The 22,150-nt window shown below is 48.8% G+C and carries 17 protein-coding genes and 1 other RNA gene; 14 read left to right on the plus strand and 4 right to left on the minus strand.

The annotated features are described in order from the left end of the window. Positions 1-70: 70 nt before the first annotated feature. The 9 genes from BGI33_RS08075 (at position 71) to dnaE (ending at position 10,102) form a co-directional block, all read left to right on the plus strand. Positions 71-2,095, plus strand: a complete 2,025-nt coding sequence (locus BGI33_RS08075; protein ID WP_373885314.1) for a prolyl oligopeptidase family serine peptidase — start codon at positions 71-73, stop codon at positions 2,093-2,095. An 88-nt stretch (positions 2,096-2,183) separates the two neighbouring features. Further along, complete coding sequence (locus BGI33_RS13180; protein ID WP_180297062.1) at positions 2,184-2,348, plus strand: hypothetical protein; 165 nt, start codon at positions 2,184-2,186, stop codon at positions 2,346-2,348. Beyond that, a complete protein-coding gene (gene acpP, locus BGI33_RS08080) occupies positions 2,341-2,580 on the plus strand; it encodes an acyl carrier protein (RefSeq protein WP_025331393.1) in 240 nt (79 codons plus the stop codon). The genes BGI33_RS13180 and acpP overlap by 8 nt, the downstream gene beginning before the upstream one ends. A gap of 96 nt (positions 2,581-2,676) precedes the next feature. Next, on the plus strand, positions 2,677-3,924 hold the full coding sequence (fabF, locus tag BGI33_RS08085) for a beta-ketoacyl-ACP synthase II (RefSeq protein WP_100090704.1): 1,248 nt from the start codon (positions 2,677-2,679) through the stop codon (positions 3,922-3,924). Between the two features lie 303 nt (positions 3,925-4,227). Then, entirely contained in the window at positions 4,228-5,205 is a 978-nt protein-coding gene (locus BGI33_RS08090) for an NAD(P)H-dependent glycerol-3-phosphate dehydrogenase (protein ID WP_100090705.1), read from the plus strand. A 93-nt stretch (positions 5,206-5,298) separates the two neighbouring features. Beyond that, positions 5,299-5,625, plus strand: coding sequence for a hypothetical protein (locus BGI33_RS08095; RefSeq protein ID WP_100090706.1), 327 nt, complete (start codon positions 5,299-5,301; stop codon positions 5,623-5,625). Further along, a complete protein-coding gene (locus BGI33_RS08100; protein WP_100090707.1) occupies positions 5,625-5,927 on the plus strand; it encodes a cell division protein ZapA in 303 nt (100 codons plus the stop codon). Before BGI33_RS08095 ends, BGI33_RS08100 begins: the two co-directional genes overlap by 1 nt. Positions 5,928-5,933: 6 nt before the next feature. Further along, a non-coding RNA gene (gene ssrS, locus BGI33_RS08105) (6S RNA) lies at positions 5,934-6,114 on the plus strand. A 541-nt stretch (positions 6,115-6,655) separates the two neighbouring features. Continuing rightward, positions 6,656-10,102 carry a DNA polymerase III subunit alpha gene (gene dnaE / locus BGI33_RS08110; RefSeq protein WP_100090724.1) on the plus strand — a complete coding sequence of 1,149 codons (3,447 nt, stop codon included), beginning with the start codon at positions 6,656-6,658 and terminating at the stop codon, positions 10,100-10,102. Between the two features lie 93 nt (positions 10,103-10,195). On the opposite strand, the gene BGI33_RS08115 is transcribed toward dnaE, so the two are convergent. The 4 genes from BGI33_RS08115 to tsaD are packed head-to-tail and all read right to left on the minus strand — an operon-like array spanning position 10,196 to position 14,129. After that, entirely contained in the window at positions 10,196-10,642 is a 447-nt protein-coding gene (locus BGI33_RS08115) for a lipoic acid synthetase (protein ID WP_100090708.1), read from the minus strand. A 21-nt stretch (positions 10,643-10,663) separates the two neighbouring features. Continuing rightward, a complete protein-coding gene (locus BGI33_RS08120; RefSeq protein WP_180297063.1) occupies positions 10,664-11,137 on the minus strand; it encodes a hypothetical protein in 474 nt (157 codons plus the stop codon). A 24-nt stretch (positions 11,138-11,161) separates the two neighbouring features. Next, positions 11,162-13,066, minus strand: a complete 1,905-nt coding sequence (locus BGI33_RS08125) for an ATP-binding cassette domain-containing protein (RefSeq protein ID WP_100090709.1) — start codon at positions 13,064-13,066, stop codon at positions 11,162-11,164. 40 nt (positions 13,067-13,106) lie between these two features. Next, complete coding sequence (gene tsaD / locus BGI33_RS08130; protein WP_100090710.1) at positions 13,107-14,129, minus strand: tRNA (adenosine(37)-N6)-threonylcarbamoyltransferase complex transferase subunit TsaD; 1,023 nt, start codon at positions 14,127-14,129, stop codon at positions 13,107-13,109. Positions 14,130-14,323: 194 nt separating this feature from the next. Here tsaD and queC point away from each other — a divergent pair, with 194 nt between their 5' ends. From queC to gltB, 5 genes are all read left to right on the plus strand, one after another. Further along, positions 14,324-14,986, plus strand: a complete 663-nt coding sequence (gene queC, locus BGI33_RS08135) for a 7-cyano-7-deazaguanine synthase QueC (protein ID WP_100090711.1) — start codon at positions 14,324-14,326, stop codon at positions 14,984-14,986. Between the two features lie 110 nt (positions 14,987-15,096). Next, positions 15,097-15,369 (plus strand): YbeD family protein, encoded by a 273-nt coding sequence (locus BGI33_RS08140; RefSeq protein WP_100090712.1) that lies wholly within the window; start codon positions 15,097-15,099, stop codon positions 15,367-15,369. Next, positions 15,366-16,010: a lipoyl(octanoyl) transferase LipB gene (gene lipB / locus BGI33_RS08145; protein ID WP_100090713.1), complete on the plus strand. Its 645-nt coding sequence runs from the start codon at positions 15,366-15,368 to the stop codon at positions 16,008-16,010. Before BGI33_RS08140 ends, lipB begins: the two co-directional genes overlap by 4 nt. Further along, positions 16,007-16,963: a lipoyl synthase gene (gene lipA / locus BGI33_RS08150; protein ID WP_100090714.1), complete on the plus strand. Its 957-nt coding sequence runs from the start codon at positions 16,007-16,009 to the stop codon at positions 16,961-16,963. The genes lipB and lipA overlap by 4 nt, the downstream gene beginning before the upstream one ends. 675 nt (positions 16,964-17,638) lie before the next feature. After that, positions 17,639-22,105, plus strand: coding sequence for a glutamate synthase large subunit (gltB, locus tag BGI33_RS08155; RefSeq protein ID WP_100090715.1), 4,467 nt, complete (start codon positions 17,639-17,641; stop codon positions 22,103-22,105). Positions 22,106-22,150: the final 45 nt, after the last annotated feature.

Genomic DNA, 22,150 nt, shown 5'->3' on the forward strand with positions numbered 1-22,150 from the left:
CTTATGCTGGTGCAGCGGCTTGTCTGGCTGGCCGATTGTTGATGGTGTAAATTTCTGGAAATGAGTTTAGATGATGAATACTGATCCTTTTGCATATTTAGAAGACCTGGATAGTGAGGAGACTCAGGCTTTTATTCAGCAGGCAAATTCTGCTGCTCAGGCTGAGTTTGCTACGGGTACTGAGTATGCGGCGGTGCGTGATGATATCGTGACAGTATTGCGGGATGAGCAGCAGATTCCTTTTTGTCAGGAACATCGTGCACGCATGTATCATTTTTATCAGTCTGCTGAATTTCCGAAAGGTGTATACCGGGTATGTTCTGCGGCCAGTTACCGTGCCGGTTTGCCGGAGTGGGAGATTCTGTTTTCAGTTGCTGATTTTGACGCTCTGCTTAATGATGATGTGTATTTGCAAGGAGTAGCGCATTATGTGCAGGCTCCGGAACATGTGTTAATCAGTTTGAGTGCTGGTGGTGCGGATGCGGCATATACAATTGAGTTCAATCTGGCTGAAGGTAAAGTGGTTGAGGGTGGTTTTCATTTTCCGTTAAGTAAAAGCATTATCAGTTGGCGTGATACAGAAAGTGTGTGGGTATCTCCTGCATGGGATGAACGACAGTTAACTCAGGCCGGCTATCCGCGGCAGGTATGGCTGATGCAGCGTGGACAGTCTTTTGCGGAGGCGGTACCGGTATTGGAAATGCCTGCCGACGGCATGATGGTTAATGCATGGCGTTATCTGGATAGTCAGGGGGCGCCGATTGATTTGGTTGAAGCCGCGAGCGGGTTTTATCACAAGCAGTATTATCAGGTAATGGCAGATTTGAGCGTTAAGCCGCTGGCGTTGCCGGATGATTGTGAGCTGATGGGCTATCTGTATGGGCAATTGTTGGTGCAGTTACGCAGCGACTGGCAGCGTGCAAACCGGTTTTATCCGGCAGGCAGTCTGGTGGCAGTGAAGTTGCATAAAGGTGAGCTGGGCGCGGCTGAGGTGATTTTTCAGCCAGCAGCTACTCAGGCTATTGAAAGTATTGAAACCACACGACGTTTTGTCCTGGTGTCGATACTGGATAATGTGCATAGCCGTTTGCTGGCTTGGCGTTTTGCAGAAAATCGCTGGCAGGAGGTTACTGTGCCAGATCTGCCTGCCGGGGCGCTGGAAATTACTGACCAGCCATGGGGTGGTGATGTGGTGTATCTGGCCATCAGCAGCTTTCTGGAACCACTGACGCTATATACGCTGGATGTGCATCTGGGCGAGTTGTGTGTTATGCGCCGGCAGCCGCGACAGTTTGACCCTATGGATATGCAGGTGCAGCAGTTTAGTGCGGTTGCGCAGGATGGTACATTTATTCCTTATTTTCATGTTGGTAAAAATATAGATAAGGATACGCCAACTATTGTTTATGTGTATGGCGGCTTTGGTATGCCACAACTGCCTTATTATCTGGGCAGTATTGGCCGGCACTGGCTGGCGAAAGGTTATGCTTTTGTGCTGGCAAATATTCGCGGCGGTGGTGAGTTTGGGCCGGCATGGCATCAGGCTGCACGCGGGATTCACAAGCATGTCAGTGTTGATGATTTGCTGGCAGTGCTGCATGATTTGTATAGTCATCAACGCGCCAGTGCGGTGCATACGGCGATTCAGGGCGGCAGTAATGGTGGTCTAGTGGTGGCAGCAGCTTTCTGCCGGCAGCCGCAGAGTATGGGTGCGATGGTGTGTGAGGTGCCGTTAACGGATATGTTGCGCTATTCTTCTCTGTCGGCAGGGTCTTCATGGATGGATGAATATGGAAATCCTGATGATTCTATTCAAAATCAAGCATTAAGGCGAATTTCTCCCTATCATAACTTGGGTGATTCGCAACACTATCCGCCGGCACTGATTACCACTAATCTGCATGATGATCGTGTGCATCCGGCACATGCACTGAAATTTTATGCGCGTTTGTGTGAGCTAAAACAGCGAGTATGGCTGGCGGCGCCGGATACAGGTGGGCATACTGGTGGTAGTACACAGGAAAATACGGCAGCAGAGCTTGCTTTGATTATGAATTTTTTATATAAAGCTATCGTTAATAATGATTCAATATAAATCATATAGCTTGTAGCTAAAAATCAGGCTGTGCTAATATGGCTGCCGCTTGCTGTTTAATTTGTATCCGGTGATAAGTAAAAGTGCGTTGAAAATCGCTGAAATCCATGGAAAATACGGCAAAAGGCAATTTGAATGGAAAACTCTATTTTTATTAGGTACAATAATATCAACAACTAAAAAGTTGATTAATTCAATTAACCCTGTCCGCACTAGTGCTGGGCAAAGCAAAGAAAGATCTGTCAATGGATAACAATATCGAACAACGTGTAAAAAAGATTGTTGCAGAACAATTAGGTGTGAGTGAGGCAGAAGTAAAAAATGAATCTTCTTTCCAGGAAGATCTGGGTGCTGACTCACTGGACACTGTTGAATTGGTAATGGCACTGGAAGAAGCTTTTGGTTGCGAAATTCCAGACGAAGAAGCGGAAAAAATTACTACCGTACAACAAGCTATTGACTTTGTTGGCGCTCACTTGAATTAATTTCGTGTAGTGTTGGTCAAATTCAAATTCCTCTGTCGAAATTAAGGTGTATTTTTTTCGCCTGATTCGGTAGAGGTTTTTTCTTACGAGCAAATTATGAGTAAAAAAAGAGTAGTCATTACCGGCCTGGGTCAGGTATCTCCTGTGGGTAATGATGTAACCACAGCATGGCAAAATCTACTTGCAGGCAAAAGCGGCATTGGCACTATTACCCATTTTGATGCTTCGTCTTTAGTTTGCCAGATTGCCGGTGAAGTTAAGAATTTTGATGTTACTCAGTACATCAGTGCGAAAGAAGCACGACGGATGGATTCTTTTATCCATTTTGGTGTGGCTGCTGCCTTACAAGCCATTGCCGATGCTGGACTGGATGACATACCGGGTCTGGATAAAACCCGGGTAGGGGTAAATATTGGATCCGGTATTGGCGGCCTGCCCGCGATTGAGGCTACTACGCGGTCTGTTCTAGAGCATGGTGCGCGCAAAATTAATCCATTTTTTATCCCTAGTTCTTTGATTAATCTGATTGCCGGCCATGTGACGATTCTGAAAGGTTATCAGGGACCAAGCTATGGCATGGTTTCTGCCTGTACTACTGGTGCACACAGTATCGGTGATTCTGCCCGTCTGATTAAGTATGGCGATGCAGATATTATGATTGCTGGTGGTGCTGAGGGCGCTATCTGTGAGTTGGGTGTGGGTGGTTTTGCTGCCATGAAAGCGCTGTCAACCCGCAATGATGATCCAGCTACAGCGTCCAGACCCTGGGACAAGGAACGTGACGGCTTTGTTATGGGCGAGGGTGCTGGTGTGATGGTGCTGGAAGAGTATGAACATGCACGTAAGCGCGGTGCCAAAATCTATGCCGAGCTGGTGGGCTTTGGTATGAGCTCGGATGCCTATCATATTACTGCACCAAATACGGAAGGTCCGGCACTGGGCGTAACACGTGCGCTGAAAGATGGCGGCCTGAATCCGGAAGATATCGATTACGTGAATGCACATGGTACATCAACACCACTGGGTGATGTGAATGAAACCAATGCATTGAAACTGGCTTTAGGCGAACAGGCCAAAAAGCTGGTTGTGAATTCAACTAAATCCATGACTGGCCACTTGTTAGGCGGCGCAGGCGGTGTGGAAGCGGTATATACGGTAATGGCTATCCATACGCAAAAATCTCCGCCAACCATTAATATCTTTGAACAGGATATTGAGGCTGGATGTGATTTGGATTATTGTGCCAATGAAGCGCGTGATTTGCAGATTCGTGCGGCTATTTCAAATTCATTTGGCTTTGGTGGTACGAATGGTTCGCTGGCGTTTAAGCGCTTTGAGGATTAATCATTCTTAGAATCCACTATGAACACAGGTTGTCTGACGAGCAGGCAGCCTGTGTTTTTGTGTTGGTTGGTTATGCTTTAAGTTGCATAGCTTGTTGTTGTGGTGATTGCTGTTACGTAATATGTTCAGCTTAAGACTGAATTTTTGGATACAATGTGCTGCCAGTAGCTTTGGTAAATTATTTCGTGCTGCTACCTGATATTTTTAAGATGGTATGGCATTTTTACGTGTAATTTAAAATTAACTAGTGGTCAAAGTATAGGCCAGTTGTCTGCCGGTAGTTTGTTAAAGGGAATATTTGTCATGAATATTGGTGTACTGGGTGCTGGTGCGTGGGGAACGGCGCTTGCCATTCATTTTGCCTTGCATTCGCATAAGGTATGGCTATGGACACATAATGCCCGGCATGGGCAACAATTACAGCAGGAAAGGGTAAACAGGCGGTATCTGCCTGATTTTGTTTTACCGGAGAATCTTTCTGTTGTTGATAAGTTTGCACCGGCAGATCTGATTATTATTGCCACACCGGTGGCTGCGTTGCGCGAAAGTGCGCAAAAACTGGTGGCTGCTGGCTTGGGTGAGGTGCCGGTAATTGCTGCCTGTAAAGGGTTTGAGCAGCAAACCGGCTTGTTGCCGCAACAGGTATTGGCAGAAGTGATGTCGGCTAATAAATGTATCGGGGTATTGTCTGGTCCGAGTTTTGCGCAGGAGCTGGCACAGCAGTTACCTTGTGCAGTTACGCTGGCTTCGGAAAATTTTGTCTGGATTCAGGCTCTGGCAGCGACACTGAATAATACAGTTTTGCGTCTGTATGCCAATGCTGATGTGATTGGTGCGGCAGTTGGCGGTGCCGTGAAGAATGTTATGGCTATTGCTACAGGTATTGCTGATGGGCTGCACTATGGTATCAATGCACGAGTGGCATTAATGACACGCGGCATGGCAGAAATTTCACGCCTGAATCAGGCTCTGGGTGGACAGGCAGCTACTTTGATGGGGTTGTCTGGTATGGGGGATTTGATTCTTACCTGTACGGGCTCGCTATCGCGCAATCGCAGGGTAGGTTTGCTACTGGCTGAAGGAAAATCGTTGCCTGAAGCGTTAACTGAGCTTGGACATGTTGCCGAAGGTGTATATACTGTCGAAGAAGTGTGCCGACAGGCTGCTTCACTGGGAGTGGACATGCCGATTGCCACTATTTTGCAGCAGCTGTTTGAGGGTCGGACAGAAGTGCAGGCGCTGGCAGAAATATTGATGGAACGGGCGCCCAGAGCGGAATAATAATTTAAGTGTTATAACAAATAACAATTTGACTGGCGGATGGCTAAATCAGGCAACCATGCTGCGTATTTTACGGATGGAAGCGGGTAGGGAATGGAAAATCAACTAGAACAATTGGAAGGCAGTGTTAAACGGCTGGTTATACATTTTAATTCTCTTTTAGCTGAAAAGCATCAGCTGACCCAGCAGTTATCAACTGTAAAAAAACAGTTGCAACAACAGGGTGAAAATTTTCAGGCAGAACGTGAGCGGATGCGTAAACAGCATGAACAGGATAAATTTCATTTACAGGAAAGCATGCAAACTACAATTGATGAACTGATTGCTGAAAAAAAACGCTATACCACGATATTACAGGCATCCAGTGATGAATTACAGCGATTGCTGCAACGCTTACCACAGGTGCAGGAGGATTCTTAATGGATGAAATTCAGCAGGTTCGTGTGGAGATTCTCGGCCGTCCTTTCAATATAGGTACGCCCAGAAGTGAGCATGAAACGTTGATGCAGGCTGTAAAGATGCTGAATGAAAAAATTGCTGCCATTCAGAGTTCTGGACGAATTGTTGAGACAGATAAAATTGTGATTATGGCTGCGCTGAATCTGGCACACGATTTACTTAAACTTACGATGCATGGTAGTTTGGAAATCGGAGATTTTGAGCGTAAGATGCAGGACATGATCCAGTTGTGTGAAAGTACACTCACACTTGTGGTAAAATAGTTCTTTCTTCCCCTGCTGTGTTCGTAAGGACATATATTCCTTTGAACCAATAATTCGCTTTTTTTGGCGGTTGGGTAATGGTGGGCGTGAGCATTCCTTGTGAATGAACCCGAAACCATTCGATACTGCCAGCCTTGTCCTCAAGGTTCAAGCGGATGGCGTCCAACGCGGCACATGCGGGGGAAACCTGTTTCAACAGGCTGCCTGATTTCAGGCAGCCTGTTTTTCATTGGATGGTGCGTTCAGTGTATCCGGCTTGGCGATATTCATTGTGATGGTATTCTGGTTGTGAAATTTGATTGATATATATTTTGGTAGTTTTATGCTGTCAAATGTCACTAAAAGATGCTTTTTTTTCGCAAAAATCCAGATTAACTGGAATTTTCCTGTTTTTGGAAAATGCAGTTTGTGCTTATATTAAGTGCAAATGCGTAAATCTATGCTGTTTGACCTGTAAGCCAGGAATGCTTGTACAGTTATGCCCGCTTTTCTGTTGCTGAATAATAAATCAATCAGTTTTGTATCCCATATTTATTGCTGTGCGATTGAGCAAATCAGGTAAAATTAACGCTGTAACGATGTGCTTGTGCATTGGCTGAATGTGCAGAAATAGTGCCATTTGTATTTTTCACTATACTGCTGATGAAGTTGCCAGTTTAGTCCACCAGTTTTATCTCTTTTTTATTTCCGATAAACCAGACAATTATTGTTCTGGTATGAAAAGTGCTATGTCCAACAATTTTCCCTATGTTCCGTTACGTCTGCATACTGAGTTTTCTATTGAAGACGGTATTGTGCGAATTAAAGAAGCAGTCAAGCGAGCCAGTACTTTAGGAATACCGGCGCTCGGTATCAGTGATTTGATGAATGTATTTGGCATGGTGAAGTTTTATAAGGCCTGCCGTAATGCTGGTATCAAGCCCATCATGGCAGTAGATGTGCGTGTGGAAAATCCGGAGCAGCCTGACAAACCTTTTCGTCTAATGCTGGTGGTAAGAAATCATGCAGGTTATCTGCGCCTGAATGAATTGCTGACAGATGCCTATGTAGGCGAAGACCGCCACCCGCATCAGCCTCTTATTCGGCAGCAATGGCTGGCAGAAGGAGATAACAGCGGGCTGATTTGTTTGTCAGGCGCACAGTATGGTGAAATTGGGCAGGCTTTGCTGGCGCGTAAGCCAGAACTGGCGGCACAGGCCTGTGCTAAATATCAGCAATGGTTTGGCGACCGTTTTTATCTGGAAATTCAGCGCTTGCCGGAACGGCCGGAATGGGAAGCCGTGGTGGCGGGTAGTGTGGCACTTGCTGCTGAGCAACAGTTACCGGTGGTGGCCACACATCCAGTGCAGTTTATGGATGCTGAAGATTTTCAGGCACATGAGGCCAGGGTATGTATTGCCAGTGGCTATGTGCTGGCAGATAAGCGCCGTCCGCATGATTTTGTGCCTAGTCAGTATTTTGTGACACCAGAGGAGATGGTGGCGCGCTTTGCTGATATTCCTGAAGCGCTGGCTAATACGGTAGCGATTGCACAGTGTTGTAATCTGACGCTGACTCTGGGTAAACATTATCTGCCACAGTTTCCGACACCAGAGGGTATGACGCTGGACGACCTGCTGATACATCTGAGTAATGAAGGATTGCAGGAACGCATGGCTTTTCTGTATCCGGATGAAGCTGAGCGGGCACAAAAAATGCCTGAATATCAGCAGCGACTGGATTATGAGCTGGGCATTATTATCCAGATGCAGTTTCCCGGTTATTTTCTGATTGTGCAGGACTTTATTAACTGGGCCAAGCAGAACGGTTGTCCGGTGGGCCCCGGGCGTGGTTCCGGTGCTGGTTCGCTGGTGGCGTATTCGTTGAAAATTACTGATTTGGATCCGCTGCGTTATAACCTGCTGTTTGAACGTTTTCTGAATCCGGAGCGGGTTTCGATGCCGGACTTCGATATCGATTTTTGTCAGGAAAACCGTGGCCGTGTGATTCAGTATGTCCGCCATAAATATGGTGTACCTGCGGTAAGCCAGATTGTAACTTTTGGTACGATGTCGTCTAAATCTGTGGTACGTGATGTCGGGCGTGTGCTGGATTTACCTTTCGGCTTGTGTGACCGTTTGTCCAAGCTGATACCGGTAGAAGCAAATAAGCCGTTGAGTCTGACCAAAGCGCAGGAAGCCGAACCGCAGATTCAGCAGTTATTGCGTGAAGAAGAAGCAGAAGAGCTGATGACACTGGCGCTAAAGCTGGAAGACCTAACTCGCGGTTTGGGTATGCATGCCGGCGGGGTGCTGATGGCACCCGGAAAAATTGCTGATTTCTGCCCGATTTATCAGGCAAGTGGTGAGGATGCGTCTCCGGTTTCCATGTTTGACAAGGACGATGTTGAGCAGATTGGTCTGGTGAAATTCGACTTTCTTGGACTGCGCAACTTGACCATTATCGAGATGACGCAAAAATTTATTTTCGAGACTACTGGACAGAAGGTTGATGTAAATCATATTCCGCTGGATGATGCGGCTACTTACGCCAATATTTTTGCCAAAGGCAATACTACTGCGGTATTCCAGTTTGAGTCGGTAGGGATGAAGAAGATGCTGGTGACAGCACGCCCGACCAAATTTGAGGAAATTATCGCGTTTGTGGCCTTGTACCGCCCGGGGCCGATGGATCTGATTCCCGACTTTATCCGGCGTATGCACGGTGAGGAAAAGGTAGAATATCTGCATCCCAATCTGGAACCAGTACTGGATTCCACCTATGGGGTGATGGTGTATCAGGAACAGGTGATGCAGGCGGCACAGGTTTGCGGTGGCTATACGCTGGGGGGCGCCGATTTACTGCGGCGCGCCATGGGTAAGAAAAAGGTGGAGGAAATGGTGAAGCATCGTGCCATTTTCGAAGCTGGGGCGGCAGAAAAAGGTATCGATAAGCAAACGGCCAACGAGATTTTCAATTATATGGAAAAATTCGCTGGTTATGGTTTCAATAAGTCGCATGCTGCGGCTTATGCGCTGGTATCGTATCAGACTGCCTGGCTTAAATGTCATTATCTGGCTGAATATCTGGCGGGTACGATGTCCAGCGAGTTAACCAATACTGACCAGCTGAAAATCTTTGTTGATGATGGTATTGAAAATGGTATTACTTTCCTGCCACCCAGTATCAATGAATCGTTTTATCGGTTTACACCAAATAATAATAAGCAGATTCGTTATGCGCTGGGTGCGATTAAAGGTACGGGTGAGGGGGCGGTAGAGGCAATTGTGCGTGCTCGTGAAACAGGTGGTGCGTTTACTGATCTGTTTGATTTCTGCCAGCGCGTCGACCGCCAGCATCTGAACCGCCGCACTATGGAAGCTCTAGTACGAGCCGGTGCATTTGATGAACTAAATCCGAATCGTGCTCAGTTGCTGGCTAATATTGGACTGGCGATGGACAATGCAGAACAGGTGGCCGCCAATGCTAATCAGGGTGGCTTATTTGATATGGTGGAAGATGCTATAGAGCCCCTGCAAATGGAAGAAGTGGCACCATGGCCACTGGCGGTAAAACTGGCGGAAGAAAAGCAGGCAATGGGCTTCTATTTTTCCGGCCATCCTTTCGAACCTTACGCTGATAAGGTGCGCGCACTGGTGAGCAGTAAACTGGCGGCACTTAAGCCATCCAATAATAAGCAGAAAGTGGCCGGATTTGTAACTGCGGTGCGTTATATTATGGGTAAACGCGGTAAATTTGCCGTAGTGCAACTGGAAGATGGAAGTGCCAAGCAGGAGGTAGTGGTAGCTGGTCAGGCGTTGGAAGAATATGGTGCTAGTCTAAAGGCCGATCAGGTATTGATTATGGAATGCAAGGTTGCGGTAGATGAATACAATGGCGGCGATGGCTTACGCATTACTGCTGATGATGCATTTACGCTTGCTGAAGCCAGTGCCCGTTATGCGCGCAGTCTACAATTGCATATCGCTGCGGATACACCCGTTAGTCAACTGGCGGCGTTGTTACGGCCTTATTGTGAGCAGCAGGCGCATGTGCCACTGAAATTCTGCTGCCAGTATCAGCAGGCTTATGGTGAATTGCGCGCGGATAAAAGCTGGCTAATTAAGCCTGAAGCAACTTTATTCGACAGCCTGTACACATTACTGGGTGATGAAGCGGTGCAGGTAAGTTTCTGAGTGTGCTCAACGGTAGTGGCAGGTGTGCAGATTAAGCACTGCTACTACCACTATACCGATATTTTTAGCAGACTAAATGGGGTTGTAGCACAATTATTTTTTAGTATTGGTATTGTTGTTACCCATGGCACTATCCAGTTCCTGTTGCCGTGCTTTGACAACATCTTCGAGGCCTTTAATGCGTTCCTGATAACGCGCGTAATTGCGTTCGCTGCCCAGACGTACTTTTTTGCCTTCTTCCAGAGCTTTCTGCGCATCGGCGAGGTTTTTGCGAGCCGTGGCGACAGCGGCCGGATTGGGCTGGTTGCTGGCAGTTGAGTCTGTTTCTTTAGCGATGGTTGTGCTGTAGCTTGGGGCGGGTTTGTAGGCGGAAGTTGTTGAGAAATTTACGCCCAAATTGCTGGCCGGATGACAGTTCTTGCCTTTGGGAATTTCGACATAGCTGTGATTGCCACGGCTGTCGATACATTCGTATACCTGTGCCATGGCAGAAGTACTGATCAGAGTGGACAGGGCAACAGAAATTAAGCGTTTTTTCATGATTTATCCTTTGTTTGGGTTTTACATGCGGCCAAGTTCTCGCTGGATGGCCTGAATGTTTTGCTGCCGGTCAAGTACAGCACTTTGTAGCTCGGTGATATTGCCGCCTTTGCCGGTACGACTGCGGTTGAGAGCCTGTTGTGCCTGTGCCAGAGCGTTGCGTTCATTGGTCAGTTCCTGTTGCAAAATGGCACGACGGGTATTGTCGCTGCCTTTGGGAACGATGTTAACCGTGGGTTGCGGGCCGCTGTAGGCCGTGGCTACCCGGGTTGCCGGGCGCGGCCGGCTACGTATGGCTGCTGAGGGGCTGCTGCGGCGACTATCGCTGTAGCTGCCGATAGGCGGCAGATTAGCTACTGCACAGTTGCCCTTTGGTTTGGAGGTATAGACAATTTCGCCGTTTTCAAGACAGGTATAAACTTTAGCATAGGCACTGTCTCCCATGAATAGGCCGCCGGTCAATATCAGTATGGGAAGGAATTTGTTGTATGTCATTATTGAACCTTGTACATCATTAATTCACGTGTTCAGGTTGATGTCTTCTACTTGTTGTTGCCATTCAAGCCATTTTTCTTCAGTTTGGGTTAATTTTACTTTGAGCTCGGCCAATTGGGTAATGATTTGTTGTAATTTTTCCCGGTTTTCGTCAAGGTAGGCCTGTTCGCTGGCTAGAAATGCTTCACATTGTTGTTGCTGCTGTTGCCAGTTTTCCATGTCGCGCTCGGCTTTTTCGATGTTTTTTAGTAAAGGTTTGGCCAGACGGGCGCGTTCTTGTCGCTGTTGAGCTTCGATGCGTTTCTGTTCTTTGCGATTAAGGCTATCGTTGGAGTTTTGTGGCTGTTCACCATTGTGCTGTTGCTGAGTTAAACGCCACTGGCGGTAATTGCTCAGGTCGCCATCAAAATGTTTAAGTTCTCCCTGATTGAGGTAAATCAGGGCATCGGTAGTGGATTCGAGCAGGCTGCGGTCGTGGGATACGACTATCAGTGCGCCCTGAAAGCTTTGCAGGGCCAGTGTCAGGGCATGGCGCATGTCGAGATCAAGATGGTTGGTCGGTTCGTCCAGTAGTAACAGATTGGGCTTCTGCCACACAATCATGGCCAGTGCCAGACGTGCTTTTTCACCACCAGAAAAGGGAGCAATTGGCTGTAAGGCCATGTCGCCGATAAAGGCAAAGCTGCCAAGAAAGTTGCGGATTTCCTGTTCGCGCACTTCGGGTGACAGTTGCTGAATGTGCCAGATCGGGCTCTGGTCAGCACGCAGTGTTTCGAGCTGGTGTTGGGCAAAGTAGCCGATTTTGAGCTTTTCCGCGCGTACAATCTGGCCGCTTATCGGTTGCAGGCTGCCGGATATGGCTTTGATAAGAGTGGATTTACCACTGCCATTTACGCCTAGCAGGCCATAGCGGGCACCAGATTCTACCGACAGGTCGATATTGTGCAGAACGGTTTTGTCGCCATAGCCAAGGTTGATGTGTTCCAGTTTCAGCAGGGGATTGGGCAGGTGGTCGGGCTGAGCAAATTCAAAGGAGAATTCGCTGTCCAAGTGTGCTGGTGCGATGCGTTCGAGCCGTGCCAGTGCCTTAATGCGGCTTTGTGCCTGTACCGCTTTGGTGGCTTTGGCCTTGAAGCGGTCGATAAAGGATTGCAGGTGCTGGATATGTGCCTGCTGTTTGAGATAGGCTGCCTGTTGCTGTGCCAGCCGCTGTGCACGTTCCTGCTGGTAAAAATCATAGTTGCCACCATAGAGTGTAAGTTGCTGCTGTGCCAGTTCAACTGTTTGGGTGGTGGTGGCGTTGAGAAAGTCGCGGTCGTGCGAGATGATGATCTGGGTGGTGTTCAGATTGGACAGATGTTGTTCCAGCCACAGCACAGTTTCCAGATCCAGATGGTTAGTGGGTTCGTCCAGCAGGAGTAAATCGGTACGGCACATCAATGCCTGTGCCAGATTCAGGCGCATACGCCAGCCACCACTGAATGATTTTACCGGCTGCTGCTGTTCATGCTGTGAAAAGCCAAGGCCGTTGAGCAGTTTGGCAGCACGAGCCGGAGCGCTGTAGGCGCCGATTTCGTCCAGCCGTGCATGGTATTCTGCCTGTTTGAGGCCATCGTTGCAGGCTTCTGCCTGTTGCAGTAGCTGTTGTAGCTCCTGTAATTCGCCATCGCCCTGCAAGACGTAATCCAGCGCAGGGGTATCCAGTGCCGGTGTTTCCTGTTTGACGGTCGCCAGCCGCCAGTGTTTGGGCAAGCGAATGTCTCCGCTGTCGTGGCTGATTTTACCTTCCAGTAAGGCAAACAGACTGGATTTACCTGTACCGTTTTTGCCAATCAGGCCGATGCGCTGGCCAGGATAGATAGTCAGGCTGGCGTTGTGCAGAAGCTGTTTGCTGCCACGCTGTAAGCTGAGGTTTTTGATTTCGATCATATGAATCAGTGTGATGGAATAGTGCTATCGGGGTATGGCGTTACTGGACAATCTGGCTTAATGGCCAGCGTGGTTTGACGTTGAAACCGGCAGCCGGCTGGGCACTAGCCAGATGCATGGCGCCGGCAAAGGCAATCATGGCGCCATTATCAGTACAGTAGGCCATTGGCGGAAAGAATGTACGCACTTTAGGCAGGCTGCTCAGGCTCTGACGCAACTGCCAGTTGGCGCCCACGCCGCCGGCAACCACTAGCTGCTGATAGCCAGTTTGTTTTAGTGCCTGTTTGGCTTTGCTGGTGAGTACGTCTACTACGGCATCCTGAAATTCGCGGCAGATGTTATTGCGGATTTGTTCGGGCAGCTCTGTGCCGCAACCGGTTTCTGTGCGGATTTTGTTTACGGCGGTGAGTACGGCGGTTTTCAGGCCGGAAAAGCTCATATTCAGGTCGTGTGAATGCAGCATCGGGCGCGGAAAATGCAGGCTGCCCGGTTGCCCCAGTTTGGCCAGCTCGGACAGTTTTGCGCCACCCGGATAGGGCAGGCCGAGCAGTTTGGCGGTTTTATCAAATGCTTCTCCGGCGGCATCATCAATGCTTTCGCCCAGCAGAGTATAGTCGCCGATGCCTTTTACCGCCATGAATTGGGTATGGCCGCCAGAAACCAGCAGGGCGACAAAGGGAAAGGCCGGTTTTTCTTCGCTAAGCAGCGGCGATAACATGTGACCTTCAAGGTGGTGTACTGGAATGATGGGTTTGTTGAGAGCAAACGCCAGTGCGTTAGCAAAGCTGGCGCCAGCCAGCAAGGCTCCGCCCAGACCCGGCCCCTGTGTATAGGCAATGGCATCGATGTCGTGGTAGGTTTTGCCAGCCTGTTGCAGGCAGGCATTAGTAAGCGGGGTGAGACGACGGATATGGTCGCGGCTGGCCAGCTCGGGTACGACGCCACCATATTCGGCATGCATGGCAATTTGTGTATGCAGTTGATGCGCCAATAGTCCGTGCGTGCTGTCGTAGAGGGCTACGCCGGTTTCGTCACAGGATGATTCGATTCCCAATACCAACATGTTTGAATACTTGAATTTTAAGCAGTAAAGCCGATTATTTTACCTCTTTTACACGCTTTCGTGGTCAGACTGTCAGTATGGGAGAGCAAATGTTTTATAATAAGTGACTGCGTGGTTCGCAAACTTCCCACGTCAGACGGTTGGAAAATGGGTTTTTCGGCCGCTTCTGAAATCAAAACTAAGGAATCTGGATAATGAAACAACATGCTCAAGCGCTGGTGATTTTTTCCGGCGGTCAGGACTCAACTACCTGTCTGTTGCAGGCTATTGCGACTTACGGACGCGAGAATGTACAGACGATTACTTTTCAGTATGGCCAGCGTCACGCGATTGAACTGCAAAAGGCGCGCTGGATAGCGCAGGACTTAGGTGTGGCGCAAACGGTGATGGATTTATCGCTGTTGCAAAGCATTACCCATAATGCGCTGATGGATGAACAGCAGGCGATTGAGGCGCCGGCTGAGGGTCTGCCGAATACCTTTGTTGATGGGCGCAATGCGCTGTTTTTATTATATGCGGCGATTTTTGCCAAGGGGCAGGGGATTCATGATGTGATTGCCGGCGTGTGTGAAACCGATTTTTCCGGTTACCCGGATTGCCGCAATGTGTTTGTGCAGTCGATGAATGTAACGCTGAATTTGGCGATGGATTATGAATTCAGGCTGATTACGCCGCTGATGTATCTGGATAAAGCGCAGACTTGGGCGCTGGCTGATGAACTTGGATATCTGGATTATGTGCGCGAGCATACGCACACCTGTTATAACGGGGTGGAGGGCGGTTGCGGTGAGTGTCCGAGCTGTGTGCTGCGTGAACGGGGTTTACAGACTTATCTGGCGCAGAAGGCTGTTGCTTAGCATAAGCTTATTACCGCTGTTAGCTTTGGATTAAAATTTTTTACGTGAATAAGCCTGTTTTGCATGGGATTTAAATGGTACAAACGTGTGCAGACAGGAAAGGTATAGATATGAGTGATAATCTGAAAACCAGTATTATTGAATTTCCGCTGGATTTCCCGGTTAAGGTAATGGGTGCGCAGCATCCTGAGTTTGCGGCCACGGTATTGGGTGTAGTACAGCAGCATGCGCCGGCAACGGCAGCAGCAGATATCAATACCCGCCCGAGCAGTAAGGGAAATTATATTAGTGCAACGGTGGTTATCCGCGCGGAAAGTCAGGAGCAGCTGGACAATATTTATCGTGCTTTAAGTAGCCATCCCATGGTGAAGGTTGTGTTATGAAGGTGGTGCAGCTGGGCTTGCGCGCTTATCGGCCGGTTTTTGAGGCGATGCAGGATTTTACGGCGAATCGCACAGCTGAAACGGAAGATGAATTATGGGTTGTAGAACATCCGCCGGTGTTTACACAGGGGATGGCCGGCAAGCCAGAACATATTCTGGTGCATGATGAAATTGAAGTGGTGCAGATTGACCGTGGTGGACAGGTAACTTATCACGGTCCGGGGCAATTGGTAGTGTATACGCTGATTGATTTCAAGCGGCGCCATATTACCGTACGGGAGCTAGTGAGCCGGTTGGAAAACAGTATTATTGCTACACTGGCCGATTACGACATTGCGGCAGAGAATGACCCGAAACGCCCCGGTGTTTATGTAAATGGCCGGAAAATCGCTTCGCTGGGGCTACGCATCAAACAGGGTGCGGTGTATCACGGGCTGGCGCTGAATGTGAATATGGATCTGACTCCGTTTACACATATCAATCCGTGTGGCTATGCTGGTTTGCACATGACTCAAATTGCTGATCTGGCAGAGCCTTGTCCTTCGCTGGCTGAAGTTGCCGAACGTTTAACCGGCTACCTGACTTTGCAATTGAATGCACCGCCGCCTGAGCGGCCATCTATACAGAAAGTGGTACTATGAATCAAGATAACAGCCAAGGGATAAAACATAAGGGTGCGGAAAAAACTGCGCGTATTCCGATTAAGGTTGTGCCGCTAGAAGAAAAACTGAAAAAACCGGAATGGATTCGGGCGCGGTTGCCCAGCAGTCAAAAGTTTTTTGAGATCAAAAACATTGTTCGTGAGCAGAAGCTGCATACGGTATGTGAGGAAGCCAGTTGCCCAAATATTGGTGAGTGCTTCAGCAAGGGCACGGCAACGTTTATGATTATGGGCGATATCTGTACCCGCCGCTGTCCGTTTTGTGACGTGGGGCATGGCCGTCCGAATCCGCTTGATCCTCAGGAGCCGAAACATCTGGCCGCTTCGGTGAAAGCGATGAATCTGCGTTATGTAGTGATTACTTCGGTAGACCGTGATGATTTGCGTGATGGTGGGGCACAACACTTTGCAGATTGCATTAGTGCAATTCGCGAATCCAGCCCGCATACCCAGATTGAGGTGCTGGTACCGGATTTTCGTGGCCGTCTGGATACGGCGCTGGATATTCTGGCACAAACTCCACCAGATGTACTCAACCATAATCTGGAAACGGCTCCGCGACTGTATAAACAGGCGCGACCCGGGGCAGATTATCAGCATTCGTTGAAGTTGCTGAAACAGTATAAGGCGTTACGACCGGAGGTGGCGACGAAATCCGGTTTGATGGTGGGGCTGGGTGAGCGTGATGAGGAAATTCTGGAAGTGATGCAGGATTTGCGCGCCCATGATGTGGAAATGATTACCATCGGCCAGTATTTGCAGCCCAGTAACAGCCATTTACCAGTATTGCGTTATGTCACGCCGGAACAGTTTAAGGTATTTGAAAAACGTGCTTATGAGATGGGCTTTAAGCACGGGGCAATCGGGGCGATGGTACGCTCCAGTTATCATGCCGATGTTCAGGCTGAACACGCTGGTGTGGTCAGTGAATAAAATATAACGGGGGGATGCTTGCATCTCCCTTTTTTTATCTATAGGCAGTATGAGAAAAGGAAGATGACTGGATAATGGACATTATTAATTAGGTATCTGATGTTGAGGTGAAGCTCTCGGAAAATATATTTTCCGAATGCAAAAACGGGAAGACATGACAAGATTTTGGACGTACTGCCAGTATTGCAGCCATAGAGTAATGGCTGGCAGGATTTTAAAGATAGCGAAACTTTTTAGGTTGCTTGCCGGCGAATTCTTCAAGGTGAGGGGAACTCAGAATCCTGTTTATCTCGGTACTTATGATCAGGAATAAATTTATTTGAAAGGTTGTCTTAAATATAATTGAATTAAAATATTAACTGATTATTATTCTCATACAAGTGGATTGCAGATGGCATGATTTGTGCCTTCTGCAAATTTTTTTGCTTTTTAAAGCTTTATTGCCATAAATGTGTAATTTGGTGAAATATGGCATCTTTTCAGCCGAATGCCGTTTTAATATGCACAAATCTGGGTATATGTAGTGATTTAAACTAAAATTCAATGAAATTATAGAGTTTTTTTTGTCGAGCTGAACAAAAAAGTTTTTGACGCATATAGGTAAATTTTTGTATGTTTGTTATCTTGACTAATTAATTTGTGCTTTGCAGTTAGCGCAGCAAGCGAGGTTTCCTGATGTCCGGCTTATACGACCACTCTCTGGTAAAAGAAAACTGCGGTTTTGGATTAATTGCCAATATTGAAGGCGAGCCCAGCCACAAGGTGGTGCGTACCGCAATATTGGGGCTGTCACGCATGCAGCATCGCGGAGCGATTCTGTCGGATGGTAAAACGGGGGATGGCTGTGGCCTGCTGCTGCAAATGCCGAAAAAATTCTTTCAGGCGGTAGCGGAGGAAGCAGGCATTACGCTGGCAAAGAATTTTGCCGTGGGGATGATTTTTTTTCCGCGCGATGAAGCATTGATACAGGAATATAAGGCTATTATTGAGGAAGAGCTGACACGTGAAACGCTGAATATTTCATTGTGGCGGCCTGTGCCCACCAATCCGAAAATGCTCGGTGCCATTGCACTGGCAGATATGCCGCATATTGAGCAGGTATTTATCAATGCGCCCGCTGGCTGGCTGCCGCGGGATTTGGAACGGCGGCTGTTTATGACCCGCCGACGCATTGAAAAGCGCATTAATCACCGTGATTTTTATATTTGCAGCCTGTCTAATCAGGTGATGATTTATAAAGGGCTGTGCATGCCCAAGGATTTACCGCGGTTTTATCCTGATCTGGCTGATTTACGCATGCAAAGTGCGATTTGTCTGTTTCACCAGCGTTTTTCTACCAATACACTGCCGCGCTGGCAGCTAGCGCAACCATTCCGTTATCTGGCGCACAATGGTGAAATCAATACCATTTCTGGTAATCGGGCTTGGGCAAAGGCACGCTCATATAAATATCACACTCCGCTGATTCCAGATTTGCAGACGGCCGCACCATTTGTGAATGAAACTGGCTCAGATTCCAGCTCACTGGACAATATGCTGGAGCTGTTTGTAAATGGTGGTATGGATTTGTTTCGTGCCATGCGCTTATTGGTGCCGCCGGCCTGGCAACACAATCCGGATATGGATGAGGACTTGCGCGCCTTTTATGATTTTAATTCCATGCACATGGAACCGTGGGATGGTCCGGCGGGGATTGTGCTCAGCGATGGCCGCTATGCAGCCTGTACGCTCGACCGTAACGGCCTGCGGCCGGCTCGCTATGTGATTACTCAGGACAAGCTGATTACCATTGCATCGGAAGTGGGTATCTGGGATTACGCGCCGGATGAAGTAGTGGAGAAAGGCCGTGTTGGCCCGGGTGAACTGTTGGTGATAGATACGCGTGAGGGTAGGCTGATGCAATCGGCTGACATCAACACCGAACTGAAAACGCGCCATCCGTATAAGGAGTGGCTGGACAGAAATGTTCTATCACTGGTTCCGTTTGAGAAACTGCCGGATGAAGAAGTGGGCGAATCCAGTTTTTCAGCAGACAGATTGCTGGTGTATCAGAAGCTGTTTGGTTATGACTTGGAAGAACTGGAAAGTGTGGTGCGGGTGCTGGGCGAAAATGGTCAAGAAGCGGTAGGCTCGATGGGAGACGATACGCCGTTTGCGGTGTTGTCGCAGCGGCCTCGGGTGCTGTTTGATTATTTTCGCCAGTATTTTGCCCAAGTAACCAATCCACCGATAGATCCCTTGCGTGAAAAACATGTGATGAGCCTGAATACCTGTATCGGGCGCGAAATGAGTGTGTTTTTTGAAGCTGAGGGAATGTCACACCGGGTGAATTTTAAATCGCCGGTACTGCTGTACTCTGATATGCAGCAGTTGCTGCAATTATCAGCCGAATACTATCAGCATCATCATCTGGATGCAGTGTATAACCCGAATGAAACCAGCCTGAAAGAGGCTCTGGTTCGCTTATGTGATGAGGCTGTGGCCGCAGTCAGAAATGGAGCAGTGCTGCTGGTGATTTCAGACCGTAATGTCAGTCGTGATGCTATGCCGATTCCGGCTGTTCTCAGTGTTGGCGCGATTCAGCAGCGACTGGTGGAAACCAATCTGCGCTGCGATGCAAATATTATTGTTGAAACCGCTTCAGCACGTAACCCGCACCATTTTGCCGTACTGATAGGTTTGGGTGCCACGGCAGTGTATCCCTATCTGGCCTATGAGAGTCTGGCCAGAATGGTAAGCATTGGCGCGATTACCAAACCACTACGGCAGGTAATGATAAATTTCCGCAATGCCATCAATAAGGGCTTGTATAAAATTATCTCTAAAATGGGCATCTCGACTATTTCTTCCTATCGTTGTGCCTGTCTGTTTGAAGCAATCGGCTTTCATCATGAGGTGATGGAGCTGTGCTTTAAAAATATGCTTAACCGTATTGAGGGAGCAACTTTTGCCCAGCTAGACGCAGAACTGCGCTGGTTTCATAAACGTGCCTGGCAGAAAAGTCGAGGGCTGGAAATCGGCGGTTATCTGAAATACAAGCCACAGGGTGAATTTCACGCCTATAACCCCGAAGTGGTCAATACTTTGCAGGCAGCCGTCAACAGTGGCGATTATGCCCGCTATCGTTGCTATGCCGATGCTGTAAATAAGCGACCTCCCTCTATGCTGCGCGATTTGCTGCGTCTGAAAACCGAAACCGCCACACCGGTAGCGCTGGAACAGGTGGAAGCAGCGGAGAATCTGTATAAGCGCTTTGACAGTGCGGCCATGTCGATAGGGGCATTAAGCCCGGAAGCACATGAGGCACTGGCCACAGCGATGAACCGGCTGGGCGGTTTTTCTAATTCCGGTGAGGGCGGCGAAGATCCGCGCCGTTATGCCACCGAACGGGTATCGCGGATTAAGCAGGTGGCTTCCGGCCGTTTCGGGGTAACACCGGCCTATCTGATGAGTGCTGATGTTATTCAGATTAAAGTGGCGCAGGGTGCCAAACCGGGTGAAGGCGGCCAGTTACCGGGAGACAAGGTTACCCCGTATATCGCGCAACTGCGCTTTGCGGTGCCCGGTTCTACCCTGATTTCGCCACCACCGCATCATGATATTTATTCGATTGAAGATTTAGCACAACTGATTTTTGATTTAAAACAGATTAATCCGCGGGCACTGATTTCAGTAAAGCTGGTGTCTTTACCGGGTGTTGGCACTATTGCCACCGGCGTAGCCAAAGCTTATGCCGATCTGATTACCATATCCGGTTATGATGGTGGTACAGGCGCTAGCCCGATTACCAGCGTGAAATATGCTGGCAGCCCGTGGGAGCTGGGGCTGGCCGAAGCACAGCAGGCGCTGGTGGAAAATAATCTGCGCCACAAAGTGCGTCTGCAAGTGGATGGCGGCCTCAAAACCGGTCTGGATATTGTTAAAGCAGCGATTCTGGGCGCAGAAAGCTTTGGCTTCGGTACCGGGCCGATGATTGCACTGGGCTGCCGTTATCTGCGCATCTGTCACCTGAATAACTGTGCTACCGGCGTGGCCACTCAGGACGATACCCTGCGCCAGGAACATTTCCATGGTTTACCGGAAAAAGCGATGAATTATTTCAAATTCATTGCACAGGATGTGCGCGAAATCATGGCACAGCTTGGGGTAACCCAGTTAACCGATTTAATCGGCCGTACCGAGTTGCTGGAAGTCATATCCGGCATTACGCCGAAACAAAGTACGCTGGATTTAAGCAAGTTGCTGTATTCGCCGAAAGTGCCGGATGGCAGCTCGCGCTACTGTACCCAGACCAATCCACCATTTGATAGCGGCCGCCTCAACCGCACCATCATGCAGGATATTGGCGACGCGGTACAAAGCGGGGCTGATGTAGATTTAAGCTATGACATCAATAATACCGATCGCTCGGTAGGTGCCACTTTATCCGGCCAGATTGCTGCTGCTTATGGCAATCGCGGCCATGCACCACAGCGCTTTGATATATATCTGAATGGTACAGCGGGACAGAGTTTCGGTGTATGGCTGGCCGGAACGGTGAACCTGTATCTGACCGGAGATGCCAACGATTATGTGGGCAAAGGAATGGCCGGCGGCAAGATTGTGATTCATCCGCACGGCGGTACAGCATTCCAGCCGGAAGACACCACGATTATTGGCAATACCTGTCTGTATGGTGCTACCGGTGGCAAACTGTTTGCTTCCGGTAAGGCCGGTGAACGTTTTGCTGTGCGCAATTCCGGAGCCACGGTGGTGGTGGAAGGTATTGGCGACAATGGCTGTGAATACATGACCGGCGGCGTGGTGTGTGTACTGGGCAAAACCGGAATCAACTTCGGTGCCGGTATGACTGGCGGTTTTGCCTATGTGCTGGATGTGGACGGCGGTTTCCGGCAGCGCATCAATCCCGAGCTGGTGGAAGGGCTGGATATCAGCACACTAACCATGCATCAGGAAAATCTGCGTGGCCTGATTGCTGAGCATGTGGAAAATACCCACAGTCCGCTGGGGGAACGCATTCTGGCCAAATGGGACAATTATGTTAATCGCTTTGTGCTGGTTAAACCGAAAGCCAATGATGTAGATGCGCTGCTGGGACATAAACCGCGTACCGTTACCGAGTTGCGCGCTGTTACCCAGTAAGGCCGCCGGACAATGCAGGAATAATTAGAAATAGTGCAAGGAACA

Source organism: Snodgrassella alvi (genome assembly GCF_002777425.1).
Taxonomy (GTDB): domain Bacteria; phylum Pseudomonadota; class Gammaproteobacteria; order Burkholderiales; family Neisseriaceae; genus Snodgrassella; species Snodgrassella alvi_B.

What these genes read in the sequence shown, in the direction of transcription:
- BGI33_RS08115 (WP_100090708.1), bottom strand. Translation starts at nt 10,642, where the DNA reads ATGAAAAAACGCTTAATTTCTGTTGCCCTGTCCACTCTGATCAGTACT.
- BGI33_RS08120 (WP_180297063.1), bottom strand. Translation starts at nt 11,137, where the DNA reads ATGACATACAACAAATTCCTTCCCATACTGATATTGACCGGCGGCCTA.
- BGI33_RS08090 (WP_100090705.1), top strand. Translation starts at nt 4,228, where the DNA reads ATGAATATTGGTGTACTGGGTGCTGGTGCGTGGGGAACGGCGCTTGCC.
- fabF (WP_100090704.1), top strand. Translation starts at nt 2,677, where the DNA reads ATGAGTAAAAAAAGAGTAGTCATTACCGGCCTGGGTCAGGTATCTCCT.
- BGI33_RS08095 (WP_100090706.1), top strand. Translation starts at nt 5,299, where the DNA reads ATGGAAAATCAACTAGAACAATTGGAAGGCAGTGTTAAACGGCTGGTT.
- queC (WP_100090711.1), top strand. Translation starts at nt 14,324, where the DNA reads ATGAAACAACATGCTCAAGCGCTGGTGATTTTTTCCGGCGGTCAGGAC.
- BGI33_RS08125 (WP_100090709.1), bottom strand. Translation starts at nt 13,066, where the DNA reads ATGATCGAAATCAAAAACCTCAGCTTACAGCGTGGCAGCAAACAGCTT.
- gltB (WP_100090715.1), top strand. Translation starts at nt 17,639, where the DNA reads ATGTCCGGCTTATACGACCACTCTCTGGTAAAAGAAAACTGCGGTTTT.
- lipA (WP_100090714.1), top strand. Translation starts at nt 16,007, where the DNA reads ATGAATCAAGATAACAGCCAAGGGATAAAACATAAGGGTGCGGAAAAA.
- acpP (WP_025331393.1), top strand. Translation starts at nt 2,341, where the DNA reads ATGGATAACAATATCGAACAACGTGTAAAAAAGATTGTTGCAGAACAA.
- tsaD (WP_100090710.1), bottom strand. Translation starts at nt 14,129, where the DNA reads ATGTTGGTATTGGGAATCGAATCATCCTGTGACGAAACCGGCGTAGCC.
- BGI33_RS08075 (WP_373885314.1), top strand. Translation starts at nt 71, where the DNA reads ATGATGAATACTGATCCTTTTGCATATTTAGAAGACCTGGATAGTGAG.
- dnaE (WP_100090724.1), top strand. Translation starts at nt 6,656, where the DNA reads ATGTCCAACAATTTTCCCTATGTTCCGTTACGTCTGCATACTGAGTTT.
- BGI33_RS08140 (WP_100090712.1), top strand. Translation starts at nt 15,097, where the DNA reads ATGAGTGATAATCTGAAAACCAGTATTATTGAATTTCCGCTGGATTTC.
- lipB (WP_100090713.1), top strand. Translation starts at nt 15,366, where the DNA reads ATGAAGGTGGTGCAGCTGGGCTTGCGCGCTTATCGGCCGGTTTTTGAG.
- BGI33_RS08100 (WP_100090707.1), top strand. Translation starts at nt 5,625, where the DNA reads ATGGATGAAATTCAGCAGGTTCGTGTGGAGATTCTCGGCCGTCCTTTC.